General features: G+C 69.5%; 24 protein-coding genes. 18 read left to right on the top strand and 6 right to left on the bottom strand.

Translation table 11 applies throughout. The features are described 5' to 3' along the window. The first annotated feature begins 63 nt into the window (after positions 1-63). From F9C12_RS24845 to F9C12_RS24890, 10 genes are all read left to right on the top strand, one after another. Positions 64-810, top strand: coding sequence for an ABC transporter ATP-binding protein (locus tag F9C12_RS24845; RefSeq protein ID WP_409461993.1), 747 nt, complete (start codon positions 64-66; stop codon positions 808-810). 14 nt (positions 811-824) lie between these two features. Next, a complete protein-coding gene (locus F9C12_RS24850) occupies positions 825-3248 on the top strand; it encodes an ABC transporter permease (protein ID WP_409461994.1) in 2424 nt (807 codons plus the stop codon). 40 nt (positions 3249-3288) lie between these two features. Continuing rightward, positions 3289-3852 carry an orotate phosphoribosyltransferase gene (gene pyrE / locus F9C12_RS24855; RefSeq protein WP_037716211.1) on the top strand — a complete coding sequence of 188 codons (564 nt, stop codon included), beginning with the start codon at positions 3289-3291 and terminating at the stop codon, positions 3850-3852. A 92-nt stretch (positions 3853-3944) separates the two neighbouring features. Next, on the top strand, positions 3945-4499 hold the full coding sequence (locus tag F9C12_RS24860; RefSeq protein WP_409184238.1) for an RNA polymerase sigma factor: 555 nt from the start codon (positions 3945-3947) through the stop codon (positions 4497-4499). Continuing rightward, positions 4490-5047: an Asp23/Gls24 family envelope stress response protein gene (locus tag F9C12_RS24865; protein WP_409184239.1), complete on the top strand. Its 558-nt coding sequence runs from the start codon at positions 4490-4492 to the stop codon at positions 5045-5047. The genes F9C12_RS24860 and F9C12_RS24865 overlap by 10 nt, the downstream gene beginning before the upstream one ends. Further along, on the top strand, positions 5044-5406 hold the full coding sequence (locus F9C12_RS24870; protein WP_409461995.1) for an Asp23/Gls24 family envelope stress response protein: 363 nt from the start codon (positions 5044-5046) through the stop codon (positions 5404-5406). The genes F9C12_RS24865 and F9C12_RS24870 overlap by 4 nt, the downstream gene beginning before the upstream one ends. After that, entirely contained in the window at positions 5403-5705 is a 303-nt protein-coding gene (locus F9C12_RS24875) for a hypothetical protein (protein WP_409461996.1), read from the top strand. Before F9C12_RS24870 ends, F9C12_RS24875 begins: the two co-directional genes overlap by 4 nt. A gap of 380 nt (positions 5706-6085) precedes the next feature. Beyond that, positions 6086-6484: a DUF2784 domain-containing protein gene (locus F9C12_RS24880; RefSeq protein WP_409184242.1), complete on the top strand. Its 399-nt coding sequence runs from the start codon at positions 6086-6088 to the stop codon at positions 6482-6484. Positions 6485-6500: 16 nt separating this feature from the next. After that, positions 6501-7160: a TrmH family RNA methyltransferase gene (locus F9C12_RS24885; RefSeq protein WP_409461997.1), complete on the top strand. Its 660-nt coding sequence runs from the start codon at positions 6501-6503 to the stop codon at positions 7158-7160. Positions 7161-8451: 1291 nt separating this feature from the next. Beyond that, the gene (locus tag F9C12_RS24890; protein ID WP_409467067.1) at positions 8452-9417 is read left to right on the top strand and encodes a glycoside hydrolase family 76 protein; all 966 of its coding nucleotides are present in this window, start codon (positions 8452-8454) and stop codon (positions 9415-9417) included. A 4-nt stretch (positions 9418-9421) separates the two neighbouring features. Here the strand turns inward: F9C12_RS24890 and F9C12_RS24895 are convergent, their stop codons facing one another. Continuing rightward, positions 9422-10288, bottom strand: coding sequence for a LacI family DNA-binding transcriptional regulator (locus F9C12_RS24895; RefSeq protein WP_409461998.1), 867 nt, complete (start codon positions 10286-10288; stop codon positions 9422-9424). A gap of 133 nt (positions 10289-10421) precedes the next feature. Continuing rightward, positions 10422-11444: a LacI family DNA-binding transcriptional regulator gene (locus F9C12_RS24900; protein WP_409184245.1), complete on the bottom strand. Its 1023-nt coding sequence runs from the start codon at positions 11442-11444 to the stop codon at positions 10422-10424. A 131-nt stretch (positions 11445-11575) separates the two neighbouring features. Here F9C12_RS24900 and F9C12_RS24905 point away from each other — a divergent pair, with 131 nt between their 5' ends. The 8 genes from F9C12_RS24905 to F9C12_RS24940 all read left to right on the top strand — a co-directional run bounded on the left by F9C12_RS24905 (position 11576) and on the right by F9C12_RS24940 (position 17727). Then, the gene (locus tag F9C12_RS24905; protein WP_409461999.1) at positions 11576-12595 is read left to right on the top strand and encodes a substrate-binding domain-containing protein; all 1020 of its coding nucleotides are present in this window, start codon (positions 11576-11578) and stop codon (positions 12593-12595) included. Then, positions 12592-13581 (top strand): ABC transporter permease, encoded by a 990-nt coding sequence (locus F9C12_RS24910; RefSeq protein ID WP_409462000.1) that lies wholly within the window; start codon positions 12592-12594, stop codon positions 13579-13581. The genes F9C12_RS24905 and F9C12_RS24910 overlap by 4 nt, the downstream gene beginning before the upstream one ends. Next, complete coding sequence (locus tag F9C12_RS24915) at positions 13578-14399, top strand: ATP-binding cassette domain-containing protein (protein WP_409184248.1); 822 nt, start codon at positions 13578-13580, stop codon at positions 14397-14399. Before F9C12_RS24910 ends, F9C12_RS24915 begins: the two co-directional genes overlap by 4 nt. Positions 14400-14406: 7 nt before the next feature. Then, positions 14407-15273: a PfkB family carbohydrate kinase gene (locus F9C12_RS24920; protein ID WP_409467068.1), complete on the top strand. Its 867-nt coding sequence runs from the start codon at positions 14407-14409 to the stop codon at positions 15271-15273. Beyond that, entirely contained in the window at positions 15270-15905 is a 636-nt protein-coding gene (locus tag F9C12_RS24925; RefSeq protein WP_409462001.1) for a nucleoside/nucleotide kinase family protein, read from the top strand. Before F9C12_RS24920 ends, F9C12_RS24925 begins: the two co-directional genes overlap by 4 nt. A gap of 4 nt (positions 15906-15909) precedes the next feature. Next, entirely contained in the window at positions 15910-16437 is a 528-nt protein-coding gene (locus F9C12_RS24930; RefSeq protein ID WP_409462002.1) for a hypothetical protein, read from the top strand. Between the two features lie 3 nt (positions 16438-16440). Next, complete coding sequence (locus F9C12_RS24935; protein ID WP_409184251.1) at positions 16441-17184, top strand: SDR family oxidoreductase; 744 nt, start codon at positions 16441-16443, stop codon at positions 17182-17184. Positions 17185-17316: 132 nt separating this feature from the next. Next, positions 17317-17727, top strand: a complete 411-nt coding sequence (locus F9C12_RS24940; RefSeq protein ID WP_409184252.1) for a VOC family protein — start codon at positions 17317-17319, stop codon at positions 17725-17727. Between the two features lie 4 nt (positions 17728-17731). Here the strand turns inward: F9C12_RS24940 and F9C12_RS24945 are convergent, their stop codons facing one another. The 4 genes from F9C12_RS24945 to F9C12_RS24960 all read right to left on the bottom strand — a co-directional run bounded on the left by F9C12_RS24945 (position 17732) and on the right by F9C12_RS24960 (position 22544). Beyond that, positions 17732-18409, bottom strand: a complete 678-nt coding sequence (locus F9C12_RS24945) for a DedA family protein (protein ID WP_409184253.1) — start codon at positions 18407-18409, stop codon at positions 17732-17734. Between the two features lie 165 nt (positions 18410-18574). Then, entirely contained in the window at positions 18575-19399 is an 825-nt protein-coding gene (locus F9C12_RS24950) for a YceI family protein (RefSeq protein WP_409184254.1), read from the bottom strand. Continuing rightward, positions 19396-22020, bottom strand: a complete 2625-nt coding sequence (locus F9C12_RS24955) for an MFS transporter (RefSeq protein ID WP_409184255.1) — start codon at positions 22018-22020, stop codon at positions 19396-19398. The genes F9C12_RS24950 and F9C12_RS24955 overlap by 4 nt, the downstream gene beginning before the upstream one ends. Further along, positions 22017-22544 carry a MarR family winged helix-turn-helix transcriptional regulator gene (locus F9C12_RS24960; RefSeq protein ID WP_409184256.1) on the bottom strand — a complete coding sequence of 176 codons (528 nt, stop codon included), beginning with the start codon at positions 22542-22544 and terminating at the stop codon, positions 22017-22019. The genes F9C12_RS24955 and F9C12_RS24960 overlap by 4 nt, the downstream gene beginning before the upstream one ends. Positions 22545-22618: the final 74 nt, after the last annotated feature.

Consider the following 22618-nt stretch of genomic DNA (forward strand, 5'->3'; position numbering starts at 1 on the left):
CTACCCCGTCCCGGCGTGTGCGCCCCAGGGTGTTTTCCCCCGGCAGGCCATAGCGTTTTCCCCATGGCGACTGGGGAAGCGGTGCGGCTCGAATCCGTCCGCAAGGAATACGGCCGGGTCACGGCGCTGGACGGGGTGAGCCTGTCGTTTCCGCGCGGCGGGTTCACCGCGGTGATGGGCCCGTCGGGCTCGGGCAAGAGCACGTTCCTGCACTGCGCGGCTGGTCTCGACCGGCCGACGAGCGGTTCGGTCCTGCTCGACGACCAGGAACTGGGCAAGCTCTCCGAAACGCAGCTGACGAAGCTGCGCCGGGACAAGGTCGGGTTCGTCTTCCAGGCGTTCAACCTGCTGCCCGCGCTGACCGTCGAGCAGAACGTTGTGCTGCCGCTGCGGCTGGTCGGCCGCCGGGCGGACCGCCGCCGCGTCGCCGAGATGCTCGGGCACGTCGGACTGAGCGACCGGCGCAAGCATCTGCCGGGCCAGCTTTCCGGCGGCCAGCAGCAGCGGGTGGCGATCGCTCGCGCGCTGGTCAGCCGTCCGGCCGTGCTGTTCGCCGACGAACCGACCGGCGCGCTCGACACCCGCACCGCGGGCGAAATCCTCGGCCTGCTGTCGGAATCGGTGCGCGGCGGGCTGACCGTCGTGATGGTGACGCACGACCCGGTCGCGGCCTCGTACGCGGACCGCGTCGTCTTCCTCGCGGACGGCCGCGTCGCCGGAGAACTGCACCGGCCGACCGCGACGGCGGTCGCGGAACGCATGACGCACCTCGGCGCGTGGGCCGACCGGATGCCGGTGGGCGGCTTCTGATGTTCAGTCTTGCTTTGCGCACCTTGCGTTTCCGCACCGGCGGGTTCGTCGCGGCGTTCGTGGCCGCGTTCCTCGGCGCGGTGATCGTGTCCGCCTGCGCCGGTCTGATGGAGACCGGAATCCGGTCCGCCACGCCGCCGCATCGGCTGGCTTGGGCGTCGGCGGTCGTTGCCGGACAACAGGATTTCGAGCTGCGGAAGCATTCCGACAAGCCCAAGACGCAGTCGGTCGCGCTGCCGGAGCGGGTCAGGTTGGACCGGTCGCTCGCGGAGAAGATCGCCGCGACGCCTGGGGTGTCCACTGTGGTCGGTGAGGTGAATTTCCCGGTATCGCTGGGCAAACAGCCGCTCGTCGCGCACGGCTGGGAATCCGCTCGGCTGCCCGGTCCCGCGCCCCGAGCCGACGAAGTGGTCCTTCCGGCCGCCAGCGGTGTGTCAGCCGGGAGCACGGTTGAGCTTGCGGTGCAAGGGAAGATCAGCCGTTACCGGGTTGCTCGGACGGTGGACAGTTCCGGCGTGTTCTTCGCCGACGACGTGGCCGATCAGCTTTCCGGACACCCGGGAAAGGTCGACTATTTCGGCGTCGTCACCGACAATCCGGCCGCCTTGCAGCTCGGTTCCGGGGTGTCCGTGCTGACTGGGGATGAGCGCGGACTCGCCGAATTCCCGGAGGCGCAAGCGAGCGGTGGCCGGCTGATCCCGCTGTCCGGTGTCGCGGGCGGACTGTCCATTTCGGTCGCGGTGTTCGTCATCGCCAGCACGTTGATGCTGTCGGTGCGCCAGCGGCAGCGGGAATTGGCTCTGCTGCGCGCGATCGGCACGACTCCGCGGCAGCTGCGGCGCATGGTTCTCGGCGAAGCGCTGGTCATCGGCGTGCTCGCGACCGGAGTCGCGGCCGCGCTGGGCCCGGTGTTCGGCCGATGGCTGTTCGACCAGTTCACCTCGGGCGGGTTCATTTCGCCCGCCGTGCAATTCCACCAGGGCTGGATCCCGATGCTCATCGCGGCGGGCGCGACGCTGCTCGCGGTCGGGATTTCCGCGCTGGTGGCCGGATTCCGCGTCGGGCGCATCCGGCCGACCGAGGCACTCGCCGAGGCCTCCGTGCCGCGTGGCTGGCTGACGCCGCTGCGGCTGATCATCGCGCTGCTGTGCTTCGGCGGCGGGACCGCGCTGGGCATCGTCACGCTCGCGGTGATGACGGGACCCATCGCGGCGAGCACGGCCGGTCCGGCGGTGATGTTGTGGGCGATCGGCGTCGCGATGATCAGCCCGGGCGTCACGAAGCTGACCGCGATCCTGCTGCAGGGCCCGATGCGCCTGGTCAGCGGCGTCACCGGCTGGCTGGCGATCACCAACACGCGCAACGCGGCCACCCGGGTCGCCGGCGCGGTCACGCCGATCATGCTCGCCGTCGGCATCGCGACCGCCAACATCTACCTGCAGACCACGACTACCGCCGCTTCCGCACAGGCCTTCGCCGAAGACCTCCGCGCCGACGCGGTTGTCGCTGGCCCCACCGGGGTTTCTCCCGAGGCGATCGACCGAATCCGGCACGCGGACGGCGTCGCGGCGGCCTCGCCGTACGTCACCAGCCGCGCCTACCTCATCGCGCCGTTCGACGACAACCAGACCAAAAAGGGCTATCCGGCACTCGGCCTGACCGACGCGTCGACCAACGCCGCCACGGTCGTCCACGGCAACCTCGCCGAGCTCACCGGCGAAACGATCGCGTTGCCGGACACCGCCGAGGTCTCCCGGTCGGTCGGCGAGTCCGTCACGCTCCGTCTCGGCGACGGGAGCGACCGGACCCTTCGCATCGTCGCGATCGTGCACCAGCGGCCGGGAGCCGAACAGCTCCTGCTGCCCGCCGATCTGCTCGCCGGGCACACCACGTCCGGTCTCGCCCGGCAGGTGCTCGTCCGCGCCGCGCCCGGCGTCGACCAGGCCCGATTGACGCGAAGCCTGACCGCCGCGACCGCCGGTCTCCCGGTGTCCGTCGGCGACCGGAGCACACTGGCCGCCGCGAACGCCAAAAGCGACGAGACCGGCGCGTGGGTGAACTACCTGCTGGTCGGCATGATCGTCGGCTACACGGTGATCTCCGTGGTGAACACCCTGGTCATGGCCACTTCGCGGCGGCGGAGGGAGTTCGGCCTGCAGCGGCTCGGCGGGTTCACCCGCGGCCAGGTGCTGCGGATGGCCGCGGGCGAAGGCGGCCTGATCGCCGCGATCGGCATTCTGCTGGGCACCGCGGTGTCGGCGGGCGCGATCGTGCCGTTCTGTCTCGTCGCGACCGGCCGGGTGCTCCCGGAGGGCCCGGTGTCGGTCTACCTGGTGATCATCGCGACCGCGATCGTGCTGGCGTTCCTCGCCGCGATCCTGCCCGCTTGGGTGGCGACGCGGACGCGTCCGGTGACGGCCGTCGCGACCGGGGAGTGACGCGCGGAAGTTGTCGGTGCCGTGTGTAAGACTCTCGGCCGTGGCGTACCCCGGGTTGGATCAAACTGCGAAACTCGAACTGGCCAGGCTGGTCAGCGAACTGGCCGTCGTGCACGGCAAGGTCACCTTGGCCTCGGGCAAGGAAGCCGACTACTACGTCGACCTCCGGCGGGCGACGCTGCAGCACGCGGCCGCCCCGCTGATCGGCAAGCTGCTGCGGCAGCTCACCGCTGACTGGGACTACGTCGCCGCCGGCGGGCTCACCCTCGGCGCGGACCCGGTGGCGCTGGCGATGCTGCACTCCGCCGCCGCCGAGGGCGTGGTGCTCGACGCGTTCGTCGTCCGCAAGGCGATCAAGGAACACGGGATGCAGCGCCGGATCGAGGGCGTGGAGGTGCGCGGGCAGCGGGTGCTGGCCGTCGAGGACACCTCCACCACCGGCGGCAGCGTGCTCACCGCGGTCGAGGCGCTGCGCGAGGGCGGGGCCACCGTGGTCGGCGTGGCGACGGTCGTCGACCGCGACACCGGCGCGCGCGAAGCCATCGAGAAGGCCGGGCTCGAGTACCGGTACCTGCTGAACAAGGACGACCTCGGGCTCAGCTGAGCGCTTGCGCGAGCGAGAGTGAGCACTGTCACTCACAATGCGTGCGTGACGAATGCCCGCCTCCCGGTGTCCCCCTGACGGAAGGGGGTGCCGTGACCACGACAAGTGTCCCGCTCGACGACGCCACCCTCGTCGGCCGTGCGCGAGACGGCGACGTGCGCGCCTACGAAGAGCTCGTGCAGCGTTATCAGGGCCCGATGTTCCGGCTCGCCCTGAAAATGCTGCATCACCGCGGCGACGCCGAGGACGTAGTGCAGGAAGCGTTCCTCGGCGCGTGGCGGAAGCTGGCACAGCTGAACGACGACAACGCGTTCGTCGGCTGGCTGTACCGCGGAACGACCAACCGCTGCCTCAACGTGATCCGGGCGCGCCGCCCGCAGGCCGACGTCGACCTCGACCTGGCCGAATCCCCGCGGCGCGACACTCAGCCCGAACACGCGGCGCAGGTCAGCGGCCAGCTCGCGGCGCTCGACGAGGCGCTTCAGACGCTCACCCCGCAGCAGCGGGCGTGCTGGCTGTTGCGTGAGGTGCACGGCCGGTCGTACGACGAGATCAGCGAGATCGTCGGCGCGAACCCCACCGCGGTCCGGGGGCGGATTGCCCGGGCCCGTGCGCAGCTGGCGGAGGTGATGAAGCCGTGGAGGTGAACCAGGACTACGAATTGCCATGCGGCCGGGAACTGGAAACGGTCTGGGAGAATCTGGACGAGGCCGACGACCACCAGGCGGAGTGCGTCCACTGCCGCACCGCGCGGGAAAGCCTGCTGGCCCTGCGCTCGGCGACGCAGGAGCTGATCGACGAGCCCGACCCGACCCCGCCGGACCTGTTCGGCCGGATCATGTCGGCCGTCCGCGCGGAAGTGCGCCGCGGCCAGATGCTCGATCTCTCCGCGGCTGAGCCGGGCTCCGTCGAAGTGAGCGAGCAGGCCGTCGCGGTCGTGCTCCGGTATGCCGCCGACTCCGCGGGCAACGTCCGCGCCCGCCGGGTCCGGGTGCGGAAGGTCGGCGTCGACGCTTCCGGCGCGGCCCAGGTCGAGGTCCAACTCACCCTCGCGGCGCGGCTCGGGAACACCGGCGGCGCGGAAACGTTGGCTCGCGTACGAGAACTGGTGACCGCTGCCGCGACTGCCCGGGTGGGTATTTCGCTGGTCAGCCTGGATCTGCTGGTGGAAGACGTGTACGAGGACGGGGAATGACCGCCGAATACGTGGTCGCCGCGCCGGTGATCGCGAGCGTCGCCGCCCGCGCGGCCGCCGAAACCGCCGGAGTCGTGCGCCTGGAACCCGGCCTGCGCGGGCTGGCGACCGCCTGGGCGCGCGAAGCCCGGCACCGCTGGAAGGGCCTGGAACCGGCTCCTGCGGACGGCGTCCGGGTCCGCGCTCACGAGGACAGCCTGACCGTCGAGGTCGACGTGGTCATCTCGGGCGCGGACCAAGCCGCCGCCGTGGGCCGCGCCGTGCAACGAGCGGTGTCCCGGGAGGTCCTCGCGCAGACCGGTCGTCCAGTGGACGCCGTCCGAGTGTCCATTTTGGACATCGAAGTGGGGCGGCGGTGACCGATTCGCGTTCGCTGGCCGGAAGACTGGCCGACGCATTGGCGATGGTCGACGGCCTCCGCCCCGCGACGAGCATCGCCGCGGAGATCAGCTGGCTCCCGACCGATCCGGCTGGCGGGTCGGTGGATCTGACCGCGGAGTCGGTGGAAGTGCGGGTGGTGGCGTTGCGATTGCCGCTGCCGCCGTTGCTGACGGCTGCCGAGGCGCAGGTGCGGAAGGTGCTCGAGGGGACGAAGTGGGCGGACGCGCGAATCCGCCTGGTGGTGACGGACATCGACGGGGCTGCGTTCACTGGCTGAACGCGGGCTGCCCCGGCTTGCCTTCGATGATGTGGTTTACCTCTAGGCAACGGACCCATCTAGCGGCGAGGTCACCCTCTGGCCGGGCGTGGCTTGACCGCCGTCGCCGCGTCCGTTCACTTCCTTCCGCCTTTCCGCCCGCTTTCTCCGCCGATTCGCACTCCCCTCGACGGACACGGAACGAGGTCGCTTACCGCGCGTTGGGTCCCCTCGCGGGGGTATTTCGAGGAGCCTCCTACCCGGAGTGATCCCTCCGCTACCTGCCGGGTGAACTCGTTGCTCCGGTGGGTCGAACATCACATCAGGTCCCCCTATTTCCCGCTCCGGGGGCGGGTAATCGGAGTAACGTCGCTGGTAGGTGCACTGGGAAGGGGGCGAAGGTGGACACGACGGTCGCGCACGTTCTCGCCGATGTCACCGTGGCGGTGCATGTCCTCGCCCTGCTCTTCATCGGCTTCGGCGGCTTCCTCGCGTGGCGCTGGCCGAAGGTCATTTTCGTGCACATTTTCTTCGCGATGTGGGGCGTGCTGGTCAATGTGACGCCGATTCCGTGCCCGCTCACCGCGCTGGAGGATTTCTTCCGGCATCAGCAGGGCCTGGGCGATCTGCCCGGCGGGTTCAACGCGTATTACCTCTACGGCACGGTGATCCCGCGCTCGCTGCTGCCGGCGGTGGTCGTGGTGGCACTGGCGGTGCTGGTGATCTCGTACCTGGGCGCGTACCTGCGGTGGCGTCATCGCCACGACGACAGTCCGGCGCACAGCGTCAGCCTCGGCTGAGCGACAATCGTCCTTCGTGACGACGGAACAACCCGAAGCGGGCCCCACCGAGTGGGCGAACCGCGAGGAGGTCGGAGTAGGTCCCTGGCCAGGCGCCTGGCCGGACGACCCGCGCTACGACCCCGAACTCCTGGCCAACGGCGACCGCCGCAACGTGGTCGACGCCTACCGCTACTGGCGCCGCGAAGCCATCGTGTCCGATGTGGACACCCGACGGCACCCGTTCCACGTCGCGATCGAAAATTTCCAGCACGACCACAACATCGGCACCGTGGTCCGCACCGCGAACGCCTTCGCCGCCGCGGAAGTGCACATCGTCGGCCGCCGCCGCTGGAACCGCCGAGGTGCCATGGTCACGGACCGCTACCAGCACCTCCGCCACCACGAGGACGTCGCAAGCCTCCTGAATTTCGCCACGGCCGAGGATCTGACGGTGGTAGCTGTGGACAACACGCCCGGTGCCGAGCCGGTGGAAACCGCCGAGCTGCCGCGAAAATGCCTGCTGCTGTTCGGCCAGGAGGGCCCGGGCCTTTCGGAGGCGGCACAGACGGACTCGGCGAAAGTGGTGTCCATCGCCCAGTTCGGCACCACGAGATCAATCAACGCAGGCGTCGCGGCGGGCATCGTGATGCACGCATGGATCCGCCAACACGCGGACCTCTCCCAGGCTTGGTAACCGCCCTCGCCCTGGCGGGTGCTACGCCGTTGAGACCCGATGGCCGCTCACGTCGCTCCAGACTTTGCGCTGGCCTGGTGATTCCGCGGTGATGCCCCCTCATGGTCACTCTCCCGGGAAGTGCCGTGGAGAGGCAGGTATCCCGCAGCGCAGGCAGAATCGCCTCATGAGTGCCGATTCAGCCGACCCCGCCGCACACGGCGACGGATCCCACCCGGACCCGGCGCGCACAGCCGATCCCACCGATCGCACGTCGGCTGCTCATCCGACGAACGCGATCGAGGGCTCGGCAAATCCGGCCGAGGCGGCGGACGGCGCGGCCGATCGCGCGGCAAAGGCAGCCCAGAGCGCGGCAGATCCGACTGAGCGTCCAGCGGCTGATCGCACGGCGAACGCTGCCGAAGGCGCGGCGAACCCGGCCAGGAATGCAGTAACGGCGGACGAGGACGCGACGGCTGATCGCGCGGCGAATCCGGCCGAGCATGCGGCGAACACGGCAGATCCGGCCGAGGGGGTGGCGAATCCCGTTGAGAGTCCGCCGGTGGCCGGAGCCGCGGCTAACTCGGCTGACGGCGCGGTGGGCTCGGCTGAGCGTGCGGCAAACTCGATCGAGGGCGCGACAAATCCGGCGAAGACCGCAGGAAACGCGGCCAATCATCCGGCAGAGGCGGCCGAGGATGCGGCGGGTCCGGCTGAGCGTGCGGTGGCCGAGCGCTCGGCGAATGCTGCCGAAGGCGCGACGAACCCGGCCCGGGACGCAGCAAACCTGGCCGAGGGCGCGGCGGATCGCGCTGAGCGTCCGGCGACGGCCAAGGGCGCGGCAAACTCAGCCAACGGTGCGACCCGCCCAGTCGACCGTGCCGCCGCGGCCGACCGTGCCGCCGCGGCCGAGCGTGGTGCCGCAGTTGAGCGTGCCACGGCGGCCGACCGAGCCGCCGCGACCGAGCAGGCTGGTGCGGTCGACCATGCTGCAGTGGCTGAGCGTGCTGCAGCCGAGCGGGCGACATCGGTCGAGCGTGCTGCTGCGGCCGATCGTGTTGCCGAAGCTGAGCAGGCCACATCGGCCGAGCGTGCTGCTGCGGCCGACCGTGCTGCCGCAGCCGACCATGCTGCCGCGGCCGACCGTGCTGCCGCGGCTGAGCAGGGCGCAGCAGCCGACCGTGCTGCCGCGGCCGATCGTGCCACCGCGGCCGAGCAGGCCGTAGCAGCCGACCGTGCCACCGCAACCGACCGTGCAGCCGCAACCGACCGTACTGCCGCAGCTGAACGGGCCGCCGCAGCGGAGCGGGCTGTGTGTGCCAGGCATCTCCGTCGCCTGTGGGCTCTCCCTGGCACCGTCCTCGGTCGTAGTGGTTGGCCGCCTACCGTGAGCCAGCGGCTTCACTGGCATTGGAACTACTGGTGGCAAGCCCACCTCCTCGACAGCCTCGTTGACGCACAACTCCGTCACCCCACCAACGAGCGCGCGCGGCTGATCAACCGCTTCATCGCGACGGTGCACCGGCGCAACTTCGGCTCTTGGGTCAACGACTACTACGACGACATAGCCTGGCTAGGACTAGCGTTGCAGCGAGTACGCCAAAGCGGACTATCCACAGTGGACGAAGCGATCGAGGCTATCGACAAACGGCTGCACGAAGGCTGGACAGAAGACCTTGGCGGGGGAATCTGGTGGCGGCGAGGCGACTCCTTCAAGAATACCCCCGCCAACGGTCCTGCCGCTATCTTTCACGCTCGTACGGGTGATCAAGAACGCGCCGGGGCCATGACGCAATGGCTCACCGACACTCTGGTCGACCCGGAGACCGGCCTTGTCTGGGACGGGATCCGGGCGGACACCGGCGAAGTCGTCAAGCATATTTTCTCGTACTGCCAAGGCGTTTACCTCGGTGCCTGCCTCGAACAGTCCCGGTGGGAAGACGCGGCCCGCACCATTCGGGCAGTCGAGAAGCACCTGGCACCGCAAGGGATTCTCCCCGGTTCGGACGGTGGCGACGGCGGCCTCTTCTCGGCGATCGCCGCCCGGTACCTGGCGCTCGCGGCGAAGAAGCTGCCAAGGCCGGAGGCGGAGACGGCGAAGAGGCTGGTGCAAAAATCAGCGGAAGCGTGCTGGAACGGGGCGGCACAAGAGAAAACCGGACCGCTGTTCAGTGCGTACTGGGATAAGCCAGCAACGACACCGCCGGGCAAGGCGGAGCGGGATTTGTCTGTCCAAATTGGAGGGTGGATGCTGCTGGAAGCCGCCGCCACGCTCTAGAAACTCAGCAGCCGCACGAAGCGCGGTGCAAGAAGCGCGGCGCGAGGCGCACGGACTCCGGCCGACGTTCCGGCTCGCGGCAGCGTGCCAGCAGCAGCTGCACCGCTCGGCGGCCGATTTCCGAGATCGGTTGCGCCATCGTCGTTACGCCGGGCGAAACCGTGCGCGCCCAGTCCATGTCGCCGTAGCCGACGACCGCCAGCTCCGACCCGATCCGGATCCCTCGGCGGTGTGCTTCCCACTGCACTCCGATCAGCATTGCCTCCCCGGCGACCACCAAGGCCGTCGGGGAAGGCCAGCCGTCCAGGAGTTTGGCGGCGGCTCGGGCCGCGCCGCCCGCGGTGGATTGGCCGGAGGCGACCAGTTCCGGGTGGTAGCGCAGTCCGGCTCGGCCCAGGCCAAGGCGGTAGCCCAGGGCGCGTTCTTCGCTCACCGTCGTTCCCTCGGTGCCGGTGATCAACGCGATCCGCCGGTGCCGGCGCGCGGCCAAATGTTCCACCAGCGCGGACATCGCCTGGAAGTTCTCCGACCCGACCTGGTCGACGTCGTTGCGTCCGGCGATCCGGTCGACCAGCACCGTCGGCACGCCGGCGCGCACGAGTCCGTTCACGACGGCCTCGTCACCTGGAGCGGGCACCAGAAGGACGCCGTCCACCCGATCCGCCCGCAGCGCGCGCAGCACTTCGGCTTCCTCGCGCGGGCAGTCGCTGGTGTCGGCCAGCAGCAGGTCGCAACCCGCGCGTGCGGCAGCGCCGCGGATCGCACGCAGCAGCTGGTCGTGGTACGGGCTGGCGTGCCTCCCCAATGCCACCCCGAACCGATGGGTGACCGGCAGGTCCCAGTGGGGGACCTCCGGCGCCAGAACGGTCATTTTCCCGGCCCTCGTCGTCGGTACCTACCCAACAGTAGCCACTGTCGGGCCGCACCAGAGAGGGTCCGAGACGATCGGGTCTCGAGAATCACTGAGGTGAGTGAACGGCCGCGGGCCTGGTTACGCGGGGCAGTCAAGACCCGCACCCGCACGAAGCCCGGTGCCGCAACGTCGGCGGCAACCGCACAGTCTCGGCGGGCCGTCCGGGATCCGCCAGCCGGGCCAGCAGCAGCTGCACCGCTCGCCTGCCGATCTCGTCGATCGGCTGGGCCATGGTCGTCAGCGGCGGGTCCACGAGGTCGGCCCATTCGACGTCGTCGTACACCACCACCGGCAGGTCCTTGCCGATCCGCAAACCCCGCCGCCGCGCCTCGTGCAGGACGCCGACCATCATGCTGTCGTTGGCCACCACCAGCGCGGTCGGCGGATCCGGCAGCGCCAGCAGCGTGCTCAACGCCAAGCCGCCACCGTCGCGAGAGGACTGTCCACACGCCACCAAGTCCGGCGACCAGCTCAACCCCGACCTGCCGAGGCCGAGCCGGTAGCCCAGCACGCGTTCGTCGCTCGTCGTCAGCCCCGGCGCGCCGGAGATCATCCCGATCCGGCGGTGGCCCAGCGACGCCAGATGCGCGGTCAGCGCCGAGGTCGCCTGGATGTTCTCCGCGCCGACCTGGTCGATGTCGGTCCGGGTGGTGAGCCGGTCCATCAGCACGGTCGGCACGTCCAGCGACACCAGTTCGCCCAGCACCGACCCGTCGCCGGGCGCGGGCGTGATCAGCAGGCCGTCGACCCGCCGCGACCGCAGCGCGCGCACCACGTCCCGTTCGGTGCCCGCGGTGTCGTGCGTGTCCGCCAGCAGCACGGTGTATCCATTTGCCGACGCCTCCCGCTCGATCGCGTGCATCAGTGCCGCGAAATACGGGTTCGCGACCAGCGAGATCGCCATCCCGATCGAGCGCGTACCCCCGGTGACCAGCGAACGCGCGATCGCGTCGCCGGTGTACCCGGTGGTCTCGATCGCCCGCAGCACCGCGGCTTTCGTTTCCTCGGCCACCGCCCGCGTGCCGTTGACGACGTGCGACACCGTCGTGATCGAGACCCCCGCCATTTCGGCGATGTCGCGCTGGGTCGGGCGGGTCGAGCGAGGTCGCGGCATGTCAGTCCTTCACCGGGAGAGCGAAACCAGGAGCGTTGGCAAGCGTTTGCGCAAACGCTTGCGTCTAGCACAGAGTCTGTCTACCTTCCGGTCCATCGGCAAGCTCGCACCTCGATTCGGAGGGCATCTCCATGAGACACCGGAGTCTCACCGCACTCGCTTTGGCGGCCGCTGTCGCGGTCTCCGCCACCGGGTGCACCGTCGAACGCCACTGGGGCGGCAGCTCCAAAACCGGCGGCAGCGGCAAGGCCAAGGTCGGCCTCGTCACGAAGACGGACACCAACCCGTACTTCGTCGAACTGCGCAGTGCCGCGGCCGCCGCGGCCAAGGCCAACGGCTCTGAGTTCAGCGCGCTCGCCGGGCAGTTCGACGGCGACAACGACGGCCAGGTGCGCGCCATCGAGAACCTGATGCAGCAGGGCGTCAACACCATCCTGATCACGCCGAGTTCGTCCACCGGCGTGCTCAAGGCGATCAAGGACGCCCGCGACGCCGGCATCCTGGTGATCGCCCTCGACACCGCCACCGAACCGCCGGACGCGGTCGACGCCACCTTCGCCACCGACAACTTCGCGGCGGGCGAGCAGCAGGGCGCGTACGTCAAGGCGGCGCTGAAGGGCGCGGCTCCCAAGCTCCTGATGGTCGACGGCACCGCGGGCAGTTCGGTCGACACCCAGCGGCACGGCGGGTTCCTCAAGGGCATCGGGCTCAAGGACGGCGCGCCGGAGATCAAGGGCCACACCAACGCCAACGGCGACCAGAGCCTCGCTCAGCAGGGCATGGAGAACCTCTTGCAGCGGACCACCGATCTCAACGCGGTGTACACGATGAACGAGCCGATGGGCCGCGGCGCGTACGCGGCTCTGAAAGCGCGCGGCCTCAACGCTCAGCTCACCGTCGGCTCGATCGACGGCGGCTGCGAGGGCGTGCAGAACGTCAAGAACGGCCAGTTCGCCGTCACCGTGATGCAGTTCCCGCGGAAGATGGCCGAACAGGGCGTGCTCGCGGCGGTCGAGTACGCGAAGACCGGCAAGAAGCCGAGCGGGTTCGTGAACACCGGTTCGACCGCGATCACCGACCACCCGATGCCGGGAGTTCCGAGCAAGGACACCGCGTGGGGCCTGCAGAACTGCTGGGGAGGCGGGAAATGACGAGCGCGACGGTCAACAACCGCGAGCGCGAAACGCTCGGCGAGTTCTTCCTCCGCGCCCCGGCAGTCGGCCCCGCGCTGGCGCTGGTCGTAGCGGTCCTGGTGTTTTCCTTCGCCACGGACACCTTTTTCGACCTGGACAATCTGTCCACAGTGGTCCAGCAATCGCTGGTAGTCGGCACGCTCGCGCTCGGCCAGACGCTGATCATCCTGATCGCGGGCATCGACCTTTCCAACGCGTCGTCGATGGTCGTGGCGACGCTGGTGATGGCCAAGCTCGCCGCGGTCACGAACGTTTTCTTCGCACTGCTGGCCGGGGTCGTGCTGACCGTCGTGGTCGGCCTGTTCATCGGCACCCTCGCGACCCGGATCAAGCTGCCCGCCTTCATCATCACGCTCGGCACGTTCACCGGCCTGACCGCGGTGGCGAAGCTGATCGCGGGCGGCCAGGCGGTTCCGGTGTCCGACGGGCTGCTCACCTGGCTCGGCACGAAGCGCTACCTCTTCGGCGGCATCCCGATCACCTACGGCATGACGCTCGCGTTGCTCATGTTCCTCGCTGTCTGGTACGCGCTCACGAAAACCGCGTGGGGCAAGCACGTTTACGCCGTCGGCAACGCGCCGGAATCCGCGCGGCTGTCCGGGATCAAGGTCAACCGCACCGTGCTGTCGGTCTATCTCGTCGCCGGGCTGTGCTTCGGCATCGCCGCGTGGCAGGCGCTCGGCCGCACGCCGAACGCCGACCCGAACCAGTTCCAGCTCGGCAACCTCGACTCGATCACCGCGGTGGTGCTGGGCGGCACGAGCCTGTTCGGTGGACGCGGTTCGGTGCTGGGCACGCTGTTCGGCGCGCTGGTCGTCGCGGTGCTGCGCTCGGGACTGACGCAGATGGGCGTGGACGGCAACTACCAGGACCTGGCGACCGGCGCGCTGCTGATCGCCGCGGTAGTCGTGGACCGGATCGCACGGAGGCAGCAGCAGTCATGACCACTACGCAGCAGCAGCCCACCCTTTCCGCGCGCGGCCTGGTCAAGCGCTACGGCCGGGTCACCGCCATCGACGGTGCCGATTTCGACCTCTACCCGGGCGAAGTGCTCGCCGTGGTCGGCGACAACGGGGCCGGAAAGTCCAGTCTCATCAAGGCATTGTCCGGCGCGGTGGTGCCGGACGCCGGAGAGATCAAAGTGGACGGAAAGACGGTCCACTTCAAGTCCCCTTTGGACGCCCGGCATTACGGAATCGAGACGGTGTACCAGGATCTGGCCGTCGCACCCGCGCTGGACATCGCGTCGAACATGTTCCTCGGCCGGGAAAAGCGGCTCAAGGGACCGTTCGGCATCGGGTTGCGCAAGCTCGACACCGCGACCATGCGCACCGAAGCGCAGCGGATCCTCGACGACCTCGGCATCAAGGTCAAATCCATTACCCAGCTGGTGGAAACGCTGTCCGGCGGGCAGCGGCAGGGCGTGGCGGTGGCGCGCGCGGCGGCGTTCGGCCGCAAAGCAGTGATCATGGACGAGCCGACGGCCGCGCTGGGTGTCGCGGAATCCGCGAAGGTGCTGGAGCTGATCGGCCGGATCCGCGACCGCGGCCTGCCGGTGGTGCTGATCAGCCACAACATGCCGCACGTCTTCGAAATCGCCGACCGGATCCACGTGCACCGGCTCGGCAAGCGCGTCGCCGTGGTGTCGCCGAAGACGCACAGCATGAACCAGGTCGTCGGCCTGCTCACCGGTGCGTTGAAGCTCGACGAGAACGGCGAAGTCGTCGAGGTCGCGTCCACCACGCACGCCGGGTTGACCTGACGTGCGAGTGCTGCTGGCGGGGTTGTGCACCGTCGATGTCGTACAGCGGGTCGCGGAATTTCCGGAGCCGAGCGAGAAAGTGCAGTCGCTTCAGGTGGATGTCGCGGCCGGCGGGCCCGCGACGAACGCCGCGGTGACCGTCGCCGCGCTCGGTGCCGAAGCGACCCTCCTGACGGCTCTCGGTACGCACCCGCTGGCCGCGCTCGCCCGCGCGGACCTCGAAGCCTGTGGCGTGGACCTGGTCGACCTCGCTCCGGCGCGCACGCAGGCGCCGCCGGTCAGCGCGGTCGTGGTGCGGGACGGCGACGGCGAACGCACCGTCGTCTCCCGCAACGCCGCGTCCGCCGCGCCGCTCGAACTGCCTGACCTCGCCCCGGTTTTCGAGGGAGTAGCCGCGGTCCTCGTGGACGGGCACCATCCCGAGCTAGCGCTTGCTGTCGCCCAGGAAGCCCGCGCCCGCGAGGTGCCGGTCATCCTCGACGCGGGCAGCTGGAAACCGGTACTGGACCAGTTGCTGCCACTGGTCCACGTGGCAGCCTGTTCCGCGCGGTTCCGTGCTCCCGCACCGAGTTTGGCCGAACGCGGAGTGTCAGTGACGATCACGACGGCAGGCCCGGAGCCGGTCGCCTGGAGCACTACGGAAGACTCTGGGCAGGTCCCCGTGCCGCTCGTCGAAGCGCGGGACACCCTGGGGGCCGGAGACGTGTGGCACGGTGCGCTCGCGTACGCGGTCGCGACGCGGCAAGGCGCGGTCGCCGACTGGATCGGATACGCGAACGCGGTGGCCGCGGAACGGGTCCGGCACGTGGGGCCGCGTTCGTGGACCGGGCCGGTCGGGGAACTGGCGAAGAGCAGAGAAGAGGGAGTGCGATGACGGCGTTCGAGGATCTGCTGGCGCGGGCTGAGAAGCTGGCCAAACCGCGGGAGCGGCACGTGCTCGGCATCATCGGCGCGCCCGCCTCCGGCAAGACCACGCTGGCCTGGGCGATCGCCAACGCGCTCGGCTCGCGGGCCGCGGTCGTCGGGATGGACGGTTTCCACCTGGCGCAGGTCGAGCTGCAGCGGCTCGGCCGCACCGACCGCAAGGGCGCGCCGGACACCTTCGACGCGGCCGGCTACGTGCACCTGATCCGCCGGCTCGCCGAGGGCCGCGAGACGGTGTACGCGCCGGAGTTCCGCCGCGAGATCGAGGAGCCGATCGCCGGTGCCGTCCCGGTCGCGCCCGAGGTGCAGCTGGTCATCACCGAGGGCAACTACCTGCTGCTTCCGGACGACCCGTGGAGCGGCGTGCGGCAGTTCCTCACCGAAGCGTGGTTCCTCGCGCCGGACGAGCCGGAGCGGATCGAGCGGCTCGTGTCCCGGCACCGGCGCTACGGCCGTTCGCTGGTCGAGGCCCGGCAGCGCGCGCTCGGTTCCGACCAGCGCAACGCGGACCTGATCGCGAACACCCGCGACCGCGCCGACCTGGTGCTCGAGAACCTGCCGCTGACGAATTTCGTCCTCTGAGCAGGTGCTGTTCTCCGACCCAGGCACCACGGACCCGTATGCGGGCGCGGTCACCTGGGACCGGGCGGGCGAAGCCCGGATCGCCGTGCTGTACCCGCCGTACGTTCCGCTCTTGCGCACGCACCTGAACGGGCTGCGGGCGCTGGTCGATCGGCGGCTGTCCGAGCCCTCGGCACTCATGGCGGACCCGCGGCTGGAGCTGCTGGTGGAGCGGATGCGCGAGACCAGCAGCGAGCCGCAGCTCGAGCCGCAAGTGCTCGCCGACGTGCGGACCAGGCTGGACTGGGCGTTGTCGGTGCTGCCCGAGCAGGGCGGGGTTCTCGAACTGCACACGCCGATGCACCAGTGGTGGTGGGGACGCGCGTTGCTCGACGTGTGCACCGCGATCACCGCGCTGCTGGGAGCGTGGCTGCGCGGCGAAGCGGTCGACGGGCAGCACTGTCCGGACGACGCGACGTGGTGGATGTGGATGGCGCAGATGCGCTGGCTCGACGCGCAGTTCGTCGAACCGCTCAAGCCAAGAGGGGAATGACCCGTGGGGGTTTTGGTCGTCACCGGCGGCAGCCGAGGCATCGGCGCGGCGATCTGCGAACTGGCCGGGAGCCGCGGCTACGACGTCGTGGTGAACTACTCCGGCGACCCCGCTCCGGCTGAGGAGGTCGCCGAACGGGTGCGGTCGCATGGTGCGCAAGCGCTTGCGTACCGGGCCGACGTTTCCGACGAACAGCAGGTCAGTGAGCTTTTTTCGGCGGCAGCCGAGCTGGGGCCGCTCGTCGGTCTGGTGAACAACGCGGGCATCACCGGCAACACGCCCGGCAGGCTTGACGAGCAGAGTGTCGAGACCGTGCGCCGGGTGCTGGACATCAACGTCACCGGCGTTTTCCTGTGCTGCCGCGAGGCGGTGCGGCGGCTGTCGACGCGCTACGGCGGGTCCGGCGGAGCGATCGTGAACGTCTCGTCCACGGCGTCGCGGAACGGATCGTCGGGCGAATGGGTGCACTACGCGGCGTCCAAGGCGGCGGTCAACACGCTCAGCCTCGGCCTCTCGCGGGAAGTCGCCGACGAGGGAATCCGGGTCAACGTCGTGTCCCCCGGCCTGGTCGAAACCGGGTTGCACGCCGCCGCGGGGATGCCGGACCGGATCGACCGGCTCCGTCCGGGCATCCCGCTCGGCCGCGCCGGCCAGCCGGAAGAGATCGCCGCGGCCGTGCTGTGGCTGCTGTCCCCGGAGGCGTCCTTCACGGTCGGCGCGGTGCTCGAGGTCGGCGGCGGCCGCTGATCCGTCTCGGACAGTGAGACGCCCGGAGACGGGCAGATCACGATTGACCCCGGAACTCGGTGAACTCGCCCAAAGCGGTCGGCGCCGTGTGCGAGTCTGGAACGAGGGGTTGAAAGGACGGCCGCGAAAGTCATGCCCAAGCTCACGTCTGTGCACCATCTGGCGCTCACCGTGACCGATGTGGACCGAAGTGTTCCCTGGTACGTCCGGGTGCTCGACCTCGAGGAAAGCCATCGGCGCGAAGACCCGGAAACCGGGGTGCGCAAAGTAGTTCTGCGTTCGGCGGGAGACGGTTTCTCCGTGGTGCTGGTCCAGCATCCGGTCGCGGTAAGACCCGCCTTCGACGAACGCCGTACTGGTCTGGACCACGTCGCGTTCTCGGTGTCGTCGCGCGCCGAGGTCGCCGAATGGGAGGACCGCCTGCGGGAATACGGCGTTTCCTACCTGCCCGCCACGGAGTCGCAGACCTTCGAAGGCTCCGCGGTGATCGTGTTCCGCGATCCGGACGGCATCCAGCTCGAAGTCTGGTCCGACCCGGCGTGAAAACTCAGGCGTGCGCGTCGTCGGGTTCTTCGACCGGACGCCGCATTTCCTGGCGGTAGCGCAGCACGCCGTACGCGGTGCCGAACACGAAGAACGCGATGCTCGCCCACAGCGCGACGGTCTTGACCCACGGGATGGCGTCGAGCAGACCCGCGCCGTAGTAGCCGAGCAGCACCAGCGTCGGCACCCACAGCAGCCCGCCGACGGTGGTGGCGAGCAGGAACCGGCGCGAATCCATCCGCGCGGCTCCGGCGATGAGCGGGGCCAGCGTGCGGATCCACGGGATCCATCTGGCCGCGACGATCGCGAAGAATCCCTTGCGGTCCAGGAAAGCTTGCGCGCGTTCGAGGTTGTGCCGGTTGAGCATCCGCCCGCCGCGGCGCGCGATCAGCGTGGTGCCCGCGCCTCGGCCGATGTAGTAGCCGATCTGGTTGCCGGCCACGGCGGTGACCAGCGCGGCCCCGGACAGCAGCCACGCGTTGAGGTCCGAGCCGTGCTGGGCCAGCACCACGCCCGCACCGAACAGCAGGGAATCGCCCGGCAGGAACAGCCCGATGATGAGCGCGCACTCGATCAGCACGAACGACAGCACGATGACCCAGACGAGCACCGGGCCGGCGGTGTCCAGCCAGCTCAGGCCGATTCCCGCGGCGTGCGCGGGCTGGGCGGCGTCGAGGTTCACGCGAAGAGCCTACGTGGCTGGGAACGGCTGCAGTACGCAACCATCGAATCCTCCGCATTCGGTGACTTTGGGTATTCCTGGGATAACCAGACTGTTCACCCTTTTCGCCCAGGACAACGAACGGGCCGCCCGGAACAGTTCCCGGACGGCCCGTCGCGGTTTTCCCTAGAACTGCGGCAGGGACTCGCCCTGCACCGCCTCGATGTCCAGCTCCACCTTGACGGTCGTGCCGATCGCGGCCACGCCTGCCCGCACCATCGCGCTGTAGTTGATCGCGAAATCGTTGCGGTGCAATTGCGTTTCGGCGTGGAACGCGGCGCGCACGCCGCCCCACGGGTCCGGACCGTGCCCGGTGTAGCGCAGGTCGAGCGTGACGTCGCGGCGTTCGCCGTGCAGCGTCAGCACTCCGCGCAGCGCCCAGCTGTCCGTGCCGAGCTGGGAAAGCCCGGTGCTTTCGAACGTGATGAGCGGATACGCGTCGACGTCGAGGAATTCGGCCGAACGCAGGTGGTCGTCGCGCATCTTGATGCCGCTTTCGATGCTGCCCGCCTTGATCTCGGCGCGCACGCTCGACCGCTCGACCGGCCGGGCCACCTCGATCCGCCCGGCCACGTCCGGGAACCGCACCTTGATGCTCGCGATGCCCATGTGCCGCGCGGTGGCGACCACCGACGAGTGCATCGGGTCGATCGTCCACGGCCCCTCCGGCGGCAGCTCGACCGCGCCGGAAACCGGCGCGAGCGCGATGTCGCCGAGCAGCCCGGCCCCGTCGGAGCCGATCTGCACGGTGCGGGCCAGCGGCGTGTACCCGGGCGCGGTGATCACGGCGGTGTAGACGCCCGGGGGCAGCGGGTCGGTGACCACTGCCCCCTTCGCGTCCGTGACCTGCCGCGCGACCTGGCGACCGTTCAGGTCGGTGACCGTGAGCACCGCGTTCTCGACCGGCCATCCGCCGTTCGAGCGCAGCTGTGCGCGCAGGCCCCCGCTCATGACCGGTCGACCAGCTCGTCGAGCGCCTGGTCGTAGCTCAGCCGCACGTCGTGCTGCGCCTCGCCGTCGCTCAGCGTCACCTGGCTGGTGGCGGGAGGGTAGCCGCTCGCCACGACGGTGTAGGAGCCGATCGGCAGGTCGCTGACCACGTAACGGCCCTCGCTGTCGGTGCGGGCCACCGCCGCGACGTTGCCGTTCGCGTCGAGCACGGTGATCCGCGCGTCCGGCACGATCCGGTCGCCCTCGGTGCGCGCGACGCCCTGGAGCAGCACCGCGCCGGCGAGTTCGACGTCGTGGCGCAGCACGCCGCTGTCCGGCACCGTCAGCGTGACCGCGACCGGGCGGTAGTGCGGGCCGCTCGCGACCAGCGTGTACTGCCCGGCGCCGACGCCGCTGAAGGTGTAGACGCCGTCCTCGCCGGTGATGAACGCGCCGTTGACCTCGCCGCGCGAGTCGGTCAGCGTGACCGTCGCGTTCGCCAGCGGGGTCGAGGTGCCGATCGAACGCACCACGCCGGTCAGCTCGCCGGAACCGGTGAGCGTGACGTCCAGCTTCGCCGGGTGCCCGCCGACGATCACGCTGGAGGCCTGCGGCTGGTGCCCGGGAGCGGACACGATCAGCACGTACGTTCCCGGACCCTGGGTCGGGATCGAGTAGCTGCCGTCGCCGTTGCCGGTCGCCCGCGCCACCTGACGGCCCTGCTGGTCGATCAGGGTCAGCGCGGCCGCGCTCACGTGGCTGCCGTCCTGGCGGCGCACGTGGCCGGTGACCGGGACGCCGCCCGAACCGGTGGTCGTGCCGAATTCGGCGTCGGCCACCGAGTTGGTGATCGGCATCGGCCGGGCGTCCGCCACTGCCTGCGCGTCGCCGTGGCCGTTGGTCAGGGCGTGCTTGCCGCCCGCTCCGACGAGCACCGGCTCCTTCGGCCCTTCCTCGAACAGCGAACCCGTCTTCAGCTCCGCGGTGTCGTCCGCGGCCGGAGCCGGCTCGTCCACGTTCTCCAGCAGCGCTTCGCCGCCTTCGACCGCGGCCGCGGCCGGGTTCATGCCCGCCAGCGGGATCTCCTTCATGAACAGCAGCACCAGGGTGGCCAGCAGCGCGACGCCGCCCGCGACCCAGAACACCGTGGTGATGGAGTCGGTGAAGCCGATCAGGATCGGCGTGCGCACCGCTTCCGGCAGCGTCTGGATGACGCTCGTGTTGCTCGACAGGTCGCCGATCTGGGTGCCCGCGCCCGGAGGCAGGTGGCCGCCGAACGCCTTGGTGATGTTGCCCGGCAGGACGTTGAACAGAATCGTCAGGAACACCGCGACACCGGCGGTACCGCCGATCTGGCGGAAGAACGTCGCCGACGCGGTCGAGACGCCCATGTCCTTGCGCGGGCCCGCGTTCTGCACCGCGATGATCAGCGTCTGCATGCACTGGCCGAGGCCGAGGCCGATGATCAGCGCGGCCAGCAGCGGGTGCCAGATCGCGGTGTCGTACTTGACCGTGGCGAAGAAGAACGCGCCGCCCGCGATCAGGATCGTGCCGACGACCGGGAAGATCTTGTAGCGCCCGGTCTTCGACGTGATCTTGCCGGAGATGATCGAGCTGGACATGATGCCGACCATCAGCGGCAGCATCAGCAGACCCGATTCGGTCGGCGTGTAGCCCTGCACGACCTGCAGGTACTGCGGGATCATCGTGATCGCGCCGAACATCGCCACACCGACGATCACGCCGCCGACGATGGCCACGCTGAAGGTCGAGTTCTTGAACAGCCGCAACGGAATCAGCGCGGCGTCCTTCATCAGCTTCTCGACGACGATGAACGCCACGATGCCGACGCCGCCGATGATGTACATCCAGACCGACTTCTGGTCGCCCCAGCCCCACTTCTGGCCCTGTTCGGCGACGATCAGGAACGGCACCACGGCGACGACCATGGTGAGCGCGCCCCACCAGTCGATCTTGTGGTCGTGCCGGTTGTGCGGGACGTTCAGCACCTTCGCGACGACGAACAGCGCGATGACGCCGATCGGCACGTTGATCAGGAACACCCAGCGCCAGCCGTGCAGGCCGCCGAGGGTGTCGAAGCCGGCGAAGAAGCCGCCGAGCACCGGGCCGAGCACGGTCGACGTGCCGAACACTGCGAGGAAGTACCCCTGGTACCGCGCGCGTTCCCGCGGCGGGACCACGTCGCCGATGATCGTCATGGCCAGCGACATCAGACCGCCGGCGCCGAGACCCTGCACCGCGCGGAACGCGGCCAGTTCGTACATCGACGTGGAGAAGGTCGCGGCCGCCGAACCGGCGACGAAGATCGCGATCGCGGCGAGGTAGAACGGCTTGCGGCCGTAGATGTCGGACAGCTTGCCGTAGATCGGCGTGGCGATCGTCGACGTGATCAGGTACGCCGTGGTCGCCCACGCCTGCAGGTCGAAACCGTGCAGGTCGTTGGCGATCCGGACGATCGAGGTGCCCACGATCGTCTGGTCGAGCGCGGCGAGGAACATGCCGCACATCAGGCCGCTGATGATCGTGACGATTTGGCGGTGAGTCAGCCGCAGACCGCCTTCGCTGTCTTCAGCGGGCGCTCCCCCTCGCGACTGAGGTTGTTTTTCGACAGTGGACGTCATGCGTTCGAGGCCCCCTTGGCCTGTGCCGCCGCCACGGTGTCCGAGAGCGACGGATTGTTCTTTTCGATACCTGTGTTGAGCCGCGCGAGAAGTTTTTTGAGCGTCTCGCGCTCCTCCTGGCTCCAATCGCCGAGTACTTCGGCCAGCCACCGGGCGCGGTGCTTGCGGTTTTCGTCGAAGACGCGAAGGCCTTCGGCGGTCGGGGCGAGCAAGCAGGCGCGGCCGTCCTCGGGGTCGGCCTGCCGTTCGACGAGTCCGTGCTGCACGAGCGAGCTGGACTGCCTGCTGATCGTGGAGATCTCCGAATGCAGGAACTCGGCCAGCTTGCTGGTGCGTTGCGGGCCTTCGTGGACGAGGCAGAAGAGGATCGCGTACGCGGCCCTCTCGATCCCGTCCGGCCCGTGCTTGGCGACCTGGGACTTCGCCTTGGTGATCAAGCGCATGAACCGGACCAGCTCGTGTCCGAGCTGGTCGGCAAGGTCGAGGTCGGCCTCTGGCCTGACGGCGGAGTTCTGAGGTGCCATGTGGGTCTTCCTTGGGGTGGAGCAAACCATTGGTTGGCGACTGCAACTAGTTGCCTTAAGCAAGAGTGTGCCCG

It is taken from the genome of Amycolatopsis sp. GA6-003 (assembly GCF_046267895.1).
Classification (GTDB): domain Bacteria; phylum Actinomycetota; class Actinomycetes; order Mycobacteriales; family Pseudonocardiaceae; genus Amycolatopsis.

Coding starts and splice junctions, on each gene's coding strand:
- F9C12_RS24900 (WP_409184245.1), bottom strand. CDS start 11,444: ATGCCGCGACCTCGCTCGACCCGCCCGACCCAGCGCGACATCGCCGAA.
- F9C12_RS24925 (WP_409462001.1), top strand. CDS start 15,270: ATGACGGCGTTCGAGGATCTGCTGGCGCGGGCTGAGAAGCTGGCCAAA.
- F9C12_RS24950 (WP_409184254.1), bottom strand. CDS start 19,399: ATGAGCGGGGGCCTGCGCGCACAGCTGCGCTCGAACGGCGGATGGCCG.
- F9C12_RS24870 (WP_409461995.1), top strand. CDS start 5,044: ATGACCGCCGAATACGTGGTCGCCGCGCCGGTGATCGCGAGCGTCGCC.
- F9C12_RS24915 (WP_409184248.1), top strand. CDS start 13,578: ATGACCACTACGCAGCAGCAGCCCACCCTTTCCGCGCGCGGCCTGGTC.
- F9C12_RS24940 (WP_409184252.1), top strand. CDS start 17,317: ATGCCCAAGCTCACGTCTGTGCACCATCTGGCGCTCACCGTGACCGAT.
- F9C12_RS24905 (WP_409461999.1), top strand. CDS start 11,576: ATGAGACACCGGAGTCTCACCGCACTCGCTTTGGCGGCCGCTGTCGCG.
- F9C12_RS24955 (WP_409184255.1), bottom strand. CDS start 22,020: ATGACGTCCACTGTCGAAAAACAACCTCAGTCGCGAGGGGGAGCGCCC.
- F9C12_RS24895 (WP_409461998.1), bottom strand. CDS start 10,288: ATGACCGTTCTGGCGCCGGAGGTCCCCCACTGGGACCTGCCGGTCACC.
- F9C12_RS24845 (WP_409461993.1), top strand. CDS start 64: ATGGCGACTGGGGAAGCGGTGCGGCTCGAATCCGTCCGCAAGGAATAC.
- F9C12_RS24910 (WP_409462000.1), top strand. CDS start 12,592: ATGACGAGCGCGACGGTCAACAACCGCGAGCGCGAAACGCTCGGCGAG.
- F9C12_RS24960 (WP_409184256.1), bottom strand. CDS start 22,544: ATGGCACCTCAGAACTCCGCCGTCAGGCCAGAGGCCGACCTCGACCTT.